This is a genomic window from Ancylobacter sp. WKF20, from assembly GCF_029760895.1.
Taxonomy (GTDB): Bacteria; Pseudomonadota; Alphaproteobacteria; order Rhizobiales; family Xanthobacteraceae; genus Ancylobacter.
In genome coordinates, this window is record NZ_CP121679.1 from 421176 (window position 1) to 433096 (window position 11921).

8 protein-coding genes and 1 tRNA gene are annotated in these 11921 nt (G+C 70.1%); 3 read left to right on the plus strand and 6 right to left on the minus strand.

What is annotated here, in order from left to right:
• Positions 1–30 precede the first annotated feature (30 nt).
• From AncyloWKF20_RS01940 to AncyloWKF20_RS01950, 3 genes are read right to left on the minus strand one after another with little or no spacing between them, the layout of a single operon-like run.
• Positions 31–1215, minus strand: coding sequence for a beta-ketoacyl-ACP synthase (locus AncyloWKF20_RS01940; protein WP_279316293.1), 1185 nt, complete (start codon positions 1213–1215; stop codon positions 31–33).
• Complete coding sequence (locus AncyloWKF20_RS01945; RefSeq protein ID WP_279316294.1) at positions 1208–1720, minus strand: beta-hydroxyacyl-ACP dehydratase; 513 nt, start codon at positions 1718–1720, stop codon at positions 1208–1210. Before AncyloWKF20_RS01945 ends, AncyloWKF20_RS01940 begins: the two co-directional genes overlap by 8 nt.
• A 34-nt stretch (positions 1721–1754) precedes the next feature.
• The gene (locus AncyloWKF20_RS01950; protein WP_018390121.1) at positions 1755–2036 is read right to left on the minus strand and encodes an acyl carrier protein; all 282 of its coding nucleotides are present in this window, start codon (positions 2034–2036) and stop codon (positions 1755–1757) included.
• A 333-nt stretch (positions 2037–2369) separates the two neighbouring features.
• On the opposite strand from AncyloWKF20_RS01950, the gene AncyloWKF20_RS01955 reads away from it, so the two are divergent.
• Positions 2370–7709 carry an alpha-2-macroglobulin gene (locus AncyloWKF20_RS01955; RefSeq protein ID WP_279316295.1) on the plus strand — a complete coding sequence of 1780 codons (5340 nt, stop codon included), beginning with the start codon at positions 2370–2372 and terminating at the stop codon, positions 7707–7709.
• Positions 7709–9841, plus strand: coding sequence for a penicillin-binding protein 1C (pbpC, locus tag AncyloWKF20_RS01960; RefSeq protein WP_279316296.1), 2133 nt, complete (start codon positions 7709–7711; stop codon positions 9839–9841). The genes AncyloWKF20_RS01955 and pbpC overlap by 1 nt, the downstream gene beginning before the upstream one ends.
• On the opposite strand, the gene AncyloWKF20_RS01965 is transcribed toward pbpC, so the two are convergent.
• Positions 9828–10031 carry a DUF1127 domain-containing protein gene (locus AncyloWKF20_RS01965; RefSeq protein WP_279316297.1) on the minus strand — a complete coding sequence of 68 codons (204 nt, stop codon included), beginning with the start codon at positions 10029–10031 and terminating at the stop codon, positions 9828–9830. The two genes, pbpC and AncyloWKF20_RS01965, sit on opposite strands and share 14 nt — an antisense overlap.
• A 470-nt stretch (positions 10032–10501) precedes the next feature.
• Between AncyloWKF20_RS01965 and AncyloWKF20_RS01970 the strand changes: the two genes are divergently transcribed.
• Positions 10502–10575, plus strand: a tRNA-Gln gene (locus tag AncyloWKF20_RS01970).
• A gap of 303 nt (positions 10576–10878) precedes the next feature.
• Here the strand turns inward: AncyloWKF20_RS01970 and AncyloWKF20_RS01975 are convergent.
• Positions 10879–11121, minus strand: coding sequence for a hypothetical protein (locus AncyloWKF20_RS01975; RefSeq protein ID WP_267583126.1), 243 nt, complete (start codon positions 11119–11121; stop codon positions 10879–10881).
• A gap of 128 nt (positions 11122–11249) precedes the next feature.
• Positions 11250–11915 carry an SURF1 family protein gene (locus tag AncyloWKF20_RS01980; RefSeq protein ID WP_279317852.1) on the minus strand — a complete coding sequence of 222 codons (666 nt, stop codon included), beginning with the start codon at positions 11913–11915 and terminating at the stop codon, positions 11250–11252.
• Positions 11916–11921: the final 6 nt, after the last annotated feature.

The following is an 11921-nucleotide window of genomic DNA, read 5'->3' on the forward strand; positions in this document are numbered from 1 at the left end:
CTGCGAAGCCTCAGCTTCCGCAAACGGGGATCAGTCGACGCGCTCCACAAGCGCGACGCCTTCCCCACGCCAATGCCCCACTGCGGTAACGATGGCACGGGAGAGCGGTCCATCGAAAGGCTTTTCAAGCGTTTCGCCGGGCAGCGGGGCGAAGAGCTGCCCTTCCGAAACTGCAAGGCTCGCCAGGGCGAGCGCGACCGGCATCTGCGCCTCGAGCCCGTGGCCGACGCGGTCGGTCACCGAGCGCACCGGCAGGCCGCTGCGGGTGAGGACGTCGACTTCGGCGCGGGTCGGCTCCGGCGCGCCGGAGGCGGCGGAGAGGATCGCGGTACCGGAAACATCCGCGCCCTTGGCCTCGTTGATGAGGCTTTCGAGCACCGCCGCGACGGCGGCGGGATCGTTGCGGCGCGCGCGCTCGGACCAGACGCCGGAGAGCTTGGCGATGGGTTTCGCCCCACGCGCCGTGGCGTGCTCGGGCGATTCCAGAACCAGGAAGGCGCCGGCCGAGCCGGTCGGCACGCCCTTGGGGTCGGCCAGCACCGGCGCCCAGGGGGCGTGCATGGCGAGGCGCTTCAGGGCGAAGAGCAGCAGCATGTCGCGCCGCTCGGCATTATAGGCGCCGCCCACCAGCGCGATCTCGCTCGTGCCGGCGGCAATGCGCGACCAGCCGATGCGCACCGCGTCCGTGCCGGAGCTTTCCTCGCCCATGAAGGTGCGCGAGGAGCCGGTGACGCCGTGGACGATGGAGATGTTGCCGGCCAGCAGATTGGAGAGCTGGGCGAGGAACAGGGTCGGGCGCAGGTTCGACTGAAGCTGTTCGTTCAGGAACACGTCCGGCTTCGGCTGCTTCTCGATGTCGGTGAGGATGGCGCCGTCGACCGACTGGTCGCGCTCGCCGCCGCCCGCCGCCACCACCATGTCGGTGGTGGAGAGAATGTCCTTGTTGCCGGCGATGCCGGCGGAAACGAGGGCGAGACCGGCCGCATAGGTGCCGATGCGCTGCCACGGTTCCATCTGGCGCTGGTCGCCGCGCTTGGGGATCTGCTTGTCGAAGTCGATCTTCGCCAGCGGATGCACGACGTAGGGCAGGAAGTTGCCCTCGTCGGTAACAGGCTTCGGCGTGGCCGACAGGGCCTGCCAGTGCGCTTCCAGCCCTTCACCCAGCGACGAGACGAGCCCGATGCCGGTGATCCAGACGTCACGACGATTAGACATGCGAGAGAGTTCCTGAGCACGCCGCGGCAGCGCCGGCGACGGCCGGCGGCTCCATCGGCATGCCGATGCGCTCGGCTGTAGTAAGAAGGTAACCGCGCAGCTCCGGAGCCGGGAACGGCATGGTTTTCAGCGTGATGTCGGCGTTGCAGACGAGCTTGCCTTCGACGCGACCCTCGGCCTTGAGGCGGGCGAAGCCGGAGCCGTCATGCTCCATGCGCGCGTCCACCTCGATGACCTGGCCGGGCGTGACGAAGGTCCGCAGCTTGCCCTTGTCGACCGAGGCGAGGAACGCCATGCGGTCGTAATTATGCAGGCGGAGCAGCAGCATGCCGCAGCTCTGCGCCATGATTTCGAACAGCAGGACCCCCGGCAGAAGCGGGTGCCCGGGGAAGTGCCCCTCGAAGATCGGGCTTTCATCCGGCACGATATTCGCCGTCTTCAGGGTGCGGGCCTCGAGGTCGAGGTTCAGCACCTTGTCGATCATCTGAAAATATTCGAGCCGCATTACACCGTCCTGCCCCTACGTCGCGATGCCGCCATCAGGCGGACTTGGCGGCGATCAGCTCGTCGATGCGCGCGCAAAGGTTCTTGAGCACGAAATACTGCTCGGTCGTCGCCTTGCCTTCGTTGACTTCCTGCGTCCAGCTCTCGAGCGGGAGCTTGATGCCGAACGCCTTGTCGATGGCGAAGGCGATGTCCAGGAAGTCCAGGCTGTCGATGCCGAGATCGTCGATGGCGTGGCTCTCCGGCGTGATGTTCTCGCGCGGGATGTCGCACGTCTCGGCGATGATGTTGGCGACGGTCTCGAACGTGGTCGACATGGAAAGCCTCTGGTCTCGGCGGCCGCGTCCGGCCACGGTTGAATCGGAGCGTCTCCCGGCACGGCTGTGACGGCAGGCCCCCAAATGGATGTCGGCCCGTATACCTAAGCGCGGACGGCTATTCAATGGCAGCGGCGCGGCAATCCTCGGCTGTGTGACATCCGCGCCCGCCGCGCCGCGCGCGAGGGTTGGCCCCGCGCCGGTGGACAGGGGCGCGATGAGGGGCCGGCGAGCAGCCGGTGAATGGTTGACGTCATGGCCCGGACGCGGATTTCGGCCTATCGTGACGTCACCCGCCGGGGCGGGATCTTTCGAGGTGGTGCTATGGGTGGCGTGCGGTTGGCTTTTTCCTCTCTCGGGCGCGCCGTCGCCGCGTCGTCGCTGGTTCTGGCGCTGATGCTCGCGCCGGCCATGGCGCAGAACGTGCTGCCGGCGGCCAAGCCGGCCGCTCAGGCCACCAAGCCAGCCGCCCAGGCGGGCAAGCCCTCGGCGACCGGCGCGGCCGCGACCGTCGGAGCCCCGGCGCAGGACGCGCTGCCCAAGACCTTTACCCGGCAGGATCTTGTCGAGGCCGCGCGCCGGCTGCAGGCGCTGCTCGACCGCGAGCGCGGGCCGTTGCCCAAGCCCGCCGCGCAGCTGCGCAAGGACGCCGATGCCGCGCTGGCGGCGGGGGATGCGCGCACCGCGACCGATCTTTACGGCCAGCTCGCCCATGCCGCCGGCAACGATGCCGGCGCGTGGCTGCGGCTCTCGCGGGCGCTGGCGCGCATCAAGCCGAATGACGACGAGAGCGGCGACGTGTTCCTGGAGCGGGCGCAGGGCGCGGCGTTCCTCGCCTATCGCAACGCCACGACCCGCGCGCAGCAGGCGGACGCGCTGTTCGCCATCGGCCATCTCTACGACCAGCGCCAGCTCTGGCGCGCGGCACTCGACACGCTCACCCTCGCGCTGACCTACGCCAACGTTCCCGATCAGCGGGCCTTCTACGACAAGTTGCGCGCCGAGCGCGGCTTCCGCATGCTCGACTACAGCGTCGATTCGGACGCGGCGAGCCCGCGCATCTGCGTGCAGTTTTCCGAGCCGCTGGCCAAGGCGACGGACTATGCCGCCTATGTCACGCTGAAGGGCCCGCAGGGCGTGGTCGACAAGCCGGCGGTGTCCTTCGAGGACAGCCAGCTTTGCGTCGAGGGGCTGAAGCATGGCGAGAGCTATGATGTCGGCCTGCGCCAGGGCCTGCCCTCCAGCATCGCGAGCGAGCCGCTGGCCGCCGCGGCCGACCTCACCATCTATGTGCGTGACCGCAAGCCGGGCGTGCGCTTCACCGGGCGCAATTACGTGCTGCCGCGCACCGGCCCGCGCGGCATTCCGCTGGTGAGCGTCAACACCTCGGTTGTCGGCGTCGAGCTCTATCGCATCGGCGACCGGAGCCTCATTCCCACCGCCATTGATGGCGAGTTCCGCCGCGATCTCGCGGGCTATGATCTGGAGCGGCTGAAGTCCGGCCGGGCCGAGCTGGTCTTCAAGGGCGAGCTGGAGACCGCGTCGCCGCTCAATGAGGACGTCACCACCGCCTTCCCGGTGGATGAGGCCGCGCCGACGCTGGCGCCCGGCGTCTATGTGCTCGCCGCCCGCCCGGCCGGTTCCGCCGCCGACCCGAGCGACGAATGGGGTACGAGGGCGACGCAGTGGTTCGTCGTCTCCGATCTCGGCATGACCGCGCTGTCCGGCTCGACCGGCCTCACCGTGATGGTGCGCGCGCTCGGCACCGCCCAGCCGCTGGCCGATGTCGAGCTGCGCCTGCTCGCCAAGTCCAACGAGGTGCTGGCGACCGCGACCACCGACGCCACTGGCGGCGCCGCCTTCGCGCCGGGCGTGATGCGTGGCACTGACGGTTTCGCCCCGGCCGTGCTTGTCGCCCGCGCCAAGGATGGCGACTACGCCTTCCTGTCGCTGGAAGATCAGGCCTTCGATCTCACCGATCGCGGCGTCGGTGGCCGGGCGGCGCCGGACAAGATGGACGCCTTCCTCACCACCGAGCGCGGGGTCTACCGCTCCGGCGAGGAGGTGCATCTCACCGCGCTGCTGCGTAACCCGCAGGTGGAGGCGGTGGCTGGCGTGCCGCTGACGCTCATGCTCAAGCGGCCCGATGGTGTCGAGGAGCGCCGCGTCGTCGCCGAGGATGCCGGCGCCGGCGGGCGCGCGGTCGTCTTCCCGCTGATGAGCGGCGCGATGACCGGGGTGTGGCGGATCGAGGCCTATGTCGACCCGCGCGGCAAGCCCGTGGGCGAGACGACGTTCCTGCTCGAAGACTATGTGCCGGAGCGGCTGGCGCTCGACCTCTCCAGCACCACGACCCGCATCGCCCCAAAAACGCCGGTGACGGTGGATGCCAGCGGGCGCTGGCTGTTCGGCCCCCCGGCCGCCGGGCTGGAAATCGCCGGCGAGATCGAGGTGCGCGTCGCCAAGGAGCGCCCGAACCTGCCGGGCTGGCAGTTCGGCCGCCCCGATGACGGCTTCGCGCCGGTGCGCGCGGCGCTGCCGGACCTCGCCACCACCGATGCCGCCGGCAAGGCGCGGCTCTCCGCCCTGCTGCCGACCCTGCCGCCAACCGCCCGTCCGCTGGAGGCGGAAATCTTCGTCAGCCTGGAGGAAGGCGGCGGGCGCGCGGTGCGCCGCTCGCTGGTGATTCCGGTCGAGCCGGCGCCGCTGGTTTTGGGCGTGAAGCCTCTTTTCGGGCCGAGCGGGCCGGGCGAGAACGCCAATGCGAGCTTCGAGGTGCAGGCCTTTGATGCGGCGGGCGCCTCTGTGGCGAGGCCCGGCGCGAGCTGGGCGCTCTACCGCATCGAGACCCGCTATCAATGGTATCGCCTGGGCGGCAGTTGGGATTTCGAGCCGGTGCAGTCGGTCGCCAAGGTGGCCGATGGCAAGCTCGATCTCGGCAGCGCACCGGCGCGGCTCGACGTGCCGGTCGGCTGGGGCCGCTACCGGCTGGAAGTGAGCGATGGCAGCCTCGTCACCGCCGTGCCCTTCGAGGCCGGCTGGGGCGGCGGGGCGACGGCCGACGCGCCGGACAGGCTGGAGGTTAGTCTCGACAAGAAGCAGTACGCCGCTGGCGAGACGCTGAAGGTGAACCTCGCGAGCCGCCATGCCGGTTCCGCCACCGTGCTGATCGTCGGCGACGGCGTCTTCGCCGCGAAGACGCTCGACGTGCCGGCCGGCGCCAGCACGGTGGACTTCCCCGTCGCGGCGGGCTGGGGACCGGGCGCTTATGCGCTCGCCTTCCTGCACCGCCCGCTCGATGTGGCGGCCGGCCGCAACCCCGGCCGGGCCATCGGCCTTGCCTGGTTCGGCGTCGACCAGTCCGCGCGCCGGCTGGAGGTGAAGCTCGACGCCCCGACGCTGGTGCGGCCGGAGACGACGCTCTCGGTTCCCGTCACCGTCGCCGGGGCCGGGAACGGCGAAGCCTTCGTCACGCTGGCGCTGGTCGATGTCGGCATTCTCAACCTCACCCGCTTCGAGGCGCCGGACCCGGATGGCTTCTATCTCGGCCAGCGCGCGCTGGGCACGGAGGTGCGCGACTTCTACGGCCAGTTGATCGACGGCATGCTTGGTTCGCGCGGCCGCCTGCGCGCCGGTGGCGACGCGATGGACGCGGGCCTTCAGGCCGAGCCGCCGACACAGCCGCCGCTCGCTCTGTTCGCCGGCCCGGTGAAGCTGGACGCGGAAGGGCGCGGCACCATCGACTTCGCCATTCCCCCCTTTGACGGCACGGGCCGGCTGATGGCGGTGGCGTGGTCCGCGGCTGCCGTCGGCCATGCCTCGGCCGATGTCATCATCCGCGACCCGGTGGTGCTCACCGCGACGCTGCCGCGCTTCCTCGCCGCCGGTGACCGCTCGACGCTCAATCTCGCCTTGGCCAATGTCGATGGCGAGGCCGGCGACTATGCGCTCGATGTGGTGACGGAAGGCCCGATCACGGTGCCGAGCGCGCCCAAGACCATCCCGCTCGCCAAGGGCGCGCGGCAGGCCTTCAATGTCGCGCTGAACGGCACGGGGATTGGCGAGGCGAAGCTGTCGCTGCGGCTTTCCGGTCCCGGCGGCCTCAGCGTTACCCGCGACTACCGGCTGAATGTGCGCCCGGCCTATCCGGCGATCTCGCGCCGGACGGTGGAGGCCATCGCGCCCGGCGCTTCGCTGACGCTGAGCCGCGATCTCGTGGCCGATCTCGTGCCGGGCACGGGCGGCGTCACCGTCTTCGCCGGACCCGACCCGGCGCTCGACGTGCCCGCGCTGCTCGGCGCGCTCGACCGCTACCCCTTCGCCTGCTCCGAACAGCTCACCAGCCGCGCCCTCCCGCTGCTCTATCTCAGCGATTTCGGCACGGCCGAGCGGTTCCGCCTGAAGGACCCGGCGGAAACCATCCGCGACGCCATCGCCCGGCTGATCGCCCGGCAGGGCTCGGACGGTTCCTTCGGCCTGTGGAGCGCGGGCGGCAATGACCTCTGGCTTGACGCCTATGTCAGCGACTTCCTCACCCGTGCCCGCGAAAAGGGCCACAAGGTGCCGGAGCAGCCCTTCACCATGGCGCTCGACCGGCTGCGCAACGCGGTGGCCTATGCCAGCGAGGGCGCGACCGATGACGGCACCGCCTATGCCATCTATGTGCTCGCCCGCAATGGCCGTGCCCCGCTCGGCGATCTGCGCTACGTCGCCGATGCCAAGCTCGAGGACGTACAGAGCCCGCTGGCGCGCGGCCAGATTGGCGCGGCGCTCGCCATGCTCGGCGACAAGACCCGCGCCGAGCGGGTGTTCGGGGCGGCGCTGGAACTGCTGCCGGACGCGCCGGAGACGCTGACCTCCGGGCGCGCCGATTTCGGCTCGATCCTGCGCGACGCGGCGGGCGTGGCGACGCTGGCCTCGGAAGCCGGCTTCACCGGCACGGCGCGCACCGCGCGGTCCCGGCTCGCCACCGCCTTCGTCGATGCCGGGCCGACCTCGACGCAGGAAGATGCCTGGCTGCTGCTCGCCGCCCGCGCCGCGCGCGAGGGCAAGGGGCTGGCGGTGGAGGTCGATGGGCGCCTCACCAGCGGCATCTATGAGCGCACGCTCACCCCGGCCGAGCTGGCGACGCCGATCAAGCTGACCAATCGCGGCACGGCGCCGCTTGATGTCGCGGTGTCCATCGACGGCCCGCCCGCGACCCCCGAGTCCGCCTCGGCCGAGGGTTTCGCGCTCACCCGTAGCTATTTCACGCTGGACGGCACGCCGGTGGACCCGGCCAAGGTGGCGCAGAACACAAGGCTCGTCGTGGTACTGGATGCGAGCGAGGATGAGGCGGCGCCGAGCCATGTGCTGCTGGTGGATTATCTGCCGGCCGGTTTCGAGATCGACAATCCGGCCCTCGCCGTTGGCGCCGACACCGGCACGCTCGCCTGGATCGGCGAGACCTCGGACCCCGCCCATACCGAGTTCCGCGACGCCTTCTTCGCCGCTGCCTTCGACCTGACGCAGGAAGGCGAGGAACCGCAGAGCCTGCGCGTCGCCTATATAGTGCGCGCCGTCTCGCCCGGCAGCTATGCCCACCCGCCGGCCATCGTCGAGGACATGTACCGGCCGGGCCGCTATGCCCGCACCGAGCCCGGCAAGGTCGAGGTGACGGGGGCGGCACGGTGATGAGGTGCGCCGTCCGACGTCGGCTGGCGCGCGGGGCGGGCATTGCCCTGCTCGGCGGGATCCTGCTGTCTGGCGGCACCTATGCCTGGGTGGTCGGCGTGCGGGCGGCGGCGCCTCCGGTGGCGTCAATCGCGACCTCCGTGGAGGTGCTGGACCGCGAGTGGCGGCTTCTGCGCCCCTTCGCCCTGCCGGACGGCCGCTGGCGGCTGGCCGCGATGCCCGGCGATGTCGACCGGCGCTATCTCGACATGCTCGTCGCCTATGAGGACCGGCGCTTCTACCAGCATGTCGGCGTCGACCCGCTGGCGCTCATCCGCGCCGCCGGGCAGATGCTGCTCGGCGGGCGCATCGTCTCCGGCGGCTCTACGCTGACCATGCAGGTCGCCCGGCTGATGGAGCCGCGCGCCGAGCGCAGCCTTGCCGCCAAATGGCGCCAGATGAAGCGCGCTATCGAGCTTGAAGCGCGGCTGTCGAAGCGCGAGATCCTCGCGCTCTATCTCGCCCTCGCGCCCTTCGGCGGCAATATTGAGGGCGTGCGCGCGGCGAGCCTCGCCTATTTCGGCAAGGAGCCGCGCCGGCTTACGCTGGCCGAGGCCGCGCTTCTGGTCGCCCTGCCGCAGGCGCCGGAAGCCCGCCGGCCGGACCGTAATCCCGCCGGCGCCGAGCGAGCCCGCGCGCAGGTGCTGGCGCGGCTGGAGGAGACGGGGCTGTACGGCGCGGCCGAGATCGCCTTTGCCCAGCGCGCGCCGATCCCCGCGCAGCGGCAGGCCATGCCGATGCTGGCCGCCCATGCGGCCGAGGCGGCACGCGCCGAGCGGCCCGCCCAGGCGCGCCATCGCCTCGCCATCGACGCGCCGGCGCAGGCGCGGCTGAAGGAGCTGGCCGGCGAGCGGCTTCGCACGCTCGGTCCGAAGGTCTCGCTGGCGCTGGTGATGGTGGACAATGCGAGCGGCGAGGTGCTGGCGCGAGTCTCCGGCGGCGATCCGCTCGATGCGGGCCGCGCGGGGGCGGTGGATCTCACCCACGCCATTCGCTCGCCCGGCTCGACGCTGAAGCCCTTCATTTACGGCCTCGCCTTCGAGGATGGCGTTGCCCATCCCGATACGCTGATCGAGGACCGGCCGGTGCGCTTTGGCGCCTATCGGCCGCGCAATTTCGACCGCGACTATCAGGGCACGGTGCCGGTGCGGCAGGCCCTTCAACTGTCGCTCAACGTGCCGGCTGTCGTGCTGCTGGAGGCGGTGGGGCCACAGCGCCTCGCCGCCCGGCTGGGCTCGGCCGGCTTTGGCCTTCATCTGCCGGCGGGCGAGGTGGCGGGCCTGGCAGTCGGGCTCGGCGGTGTCGGCATGAGCCTTGAGGCGCTAGCCGGGCTCTATGCCGGCGTCGCCAATGGCGGCGCGCCGCATCATCTGCGCGCCCGGCTGGACGAGGGCGTGACCGGGGCGGGGGAGGCGCCGCGGCTGATGAGCGAGGTGGCCGCCTGGTATCTCGCCGATGCGCTCGCCGGCACGCCCGCGCCAAAAAATGAGCGGGCCGGGCGGATCGCCTTCAAGACCGGCACATCCTATGGCTATCGCGATGCCTGGGCGGTGGGGTTCGACGGACGGCGCACCATCGCGGTCTGGGTCGGGCGGCCGGACGGCCAGCCCGTGCCGGGCATGATCGGCCGCGAGGCCGCAGCGCCCATCCTGTTCGAGGCGTTCTCCCGGCTGGTGAGCCAGCCCGCGCCGCTGCGGGCGGCGCCGCGCGGCGCCATCGTCGCGCGGAACGCAGAGCTGCCGCCGCCGCTCCGGCATTTCGGCCGGAACGCGGGGCAGCTGGCGTCAGCGGAGGGTCCAAGGATTGCCTTCCCGCCCGACGGCGCGTCGCTTGAGCGCGGGGAGGGGGAGGCGTTGCCGCTGAAGGTCAACGGCGGCAGTGGCGGGCTCACCGTGCTGATCGACGGTGTGCCGGCGGTTCTCGCGGGAGGCGGACCGGCAGGCGCAGCTACCTATTTCTGGCAGCCGGCGGGCTCTGGTTTTGTCCGTCTCACCGTCATGGACGCTGTGGGGGCTTCCGACAGCGTCGTTCTGCGCATTCGCGGGCCGGAGGAGGCCTCAAGCCTTTCGGCCGGTCGTCTCAGCGGCCGTTGACGGCGACGCGGGCAATGTCGGCGCGGGTCAGGCCACGGGCGGCCAGAGCGGCGTCGGACAGGCGCGACAGGGTCTCGTAACGCTGGGCGATGCGGCGGCCTTCACCGACGGCCTCGAAGAAAGCAGCGACGCCCTCAAAGAAGCGCGAGAAGTCCGGGGTGGTGCGGTGGGTCAGCGAAAAAGTGCTCATCTGAGCTCTCCATGTCTCTCAAGGCATTCTGTATGCCAGTGAATATAGACCGATTGGTGCGCCGCAAAAGTCATTATGCTGCATGACAGCACTGAGGCTCACGCATGGATAGGTGCAAGCTTTCGGCAAGGCTTTTCGGTCTCGGAGGGGAGCGGGGTGCCTGAACGGCGCGATAAGGGTGTAATAATACCTTTAAACGCTGCTCCTATGCGCAATGTGCACCCTGCGCCTGCTTTTCAGTCATGCCTCAGGCGCGGGGGCTTTTCGGTGCTCCCGGCCGAGGAGCGCCGGAATGAGGGAGCAGAAGGTGATCGCGCGCTCAGCAGTGGAAAGCGTGACGGCGGCGGCGAAAGGGGGGTAGACCGAGCCCGCAGGAGGCGCTATAGACCGCGCCACTGCCGCCGAGCCACGTTTCCCGCCGATGCGGGTTTCACCGGCCCGGCCCCGAAAAGCGCCTCAGGGCGCTTCGGTGGGGGATAGTTTAACGGTAGAACTGCGGACTCTGACTCCGTTAGTCCTGGTTCGAATCCAGGTCCCCCAGCCACTCCACATTCCGGAAATATCAAGTTTAACGATTTCAGCGGCCTGCGCCGCAGGCGCGTTGCTGCTTCGGCGTGCGTCTAGTCGCCAAACCCGAACAGCACAACGACGCTCATGCCGATCATGGCGACAAGCCAGATCGCGCCGTAGATCAGGCGCGGGTCGATGCCGAAATCAAGCAGGGCGATCGCGGAGGTCATGGCGCAAGCCTACCTTATCTTCCCGGCGCGGAACAATGCCCGCATCGCGCGCGGAGCGGCGAGATTGCGGTGTTTTGAACGCCGCCGGCTGACGCCCATCTGCCGCCTCACATCCGCATGAAGGCGCTGCCGCGATAGGCGGGCAGGACGCGCAGGGCGAAATCGACCAGCCGCTCCTCGTCCTTCTCACCCTGGCTGGCGGCTTCGATCAGCGCGGCGGCGAGGCGGGTGCGGCGGTCCTGCGAATCGTCCTGCGGGCCGAATGTACCGGCCTCGCTTTCGGCGCGCGTCATGCAGCGGCTCAGCAGGGCGACGGTTTCCGGATCGAAACGGACGAAACGCGACGACATCATACACTCCACAGGGTCATTTGCGGCCCGGGGCAGATGTAGGCAGGGGACTCGGCGCGGCAAGATGCGCCGCGCGTCCCCGCTCATCGTTTTTTCGTGTCCGACGTAAGTCGTTGAAAACAGGGTATTTAACGGCGCCGCCGGAGCCAGATGGCGGCGGCGAGGCTCATGAGGGCAAGGCCGAACCAGGTGAGGGCGTAGACCAGGTGGTTGTTGGTGAAGCGCACCACGGTGAGCCCGCCGACGGGGGCGCCCTGCGGGCCCTGTGACGCCTCGGCATCGACGAAATAGGGCGCGGCATCAACGAGTTGGCGCGCCTGCGCGATCGCGGCGACATCGCGCGAGTACCAGCGGTCGCCGGCCGGGTCATTGCTGCGCAGGAAACCGCCGCCGGGCTCGGAAAGGCGAATGAGGCCAATGACTTGCGTCGGGCCGGCGATCTGCCCGACCGATCGGGTCGCGGGCTCACGGCGCTCGGGCGGGACGAAGCCGCGATTGACCAGCACGGTCCGCCCATCCGCCATCACCAGCGGCGTAAGCACCCAGAAGCCGCCGCCGAGCTCGGTGACGGCCTGCACTAAGGTCTCGCGATCATTGAGAAATTCGCCCTCAATCCGTACCCGGCGATAGGCGTCGTCCGGGGAGGCGGTGGCCGGCGCGGGGACGGGGGCGGCGTGGATGCGGCCGTCCACCTGGGCGATCAGGTCGAGCTTCCAGAACAGGCGCTGGACCTGCCAGATTCCGAGGCCGGTGAAGCCGCCAGTCAGGCCGATGAGGAGGACGATCAGGCCGATATGTGC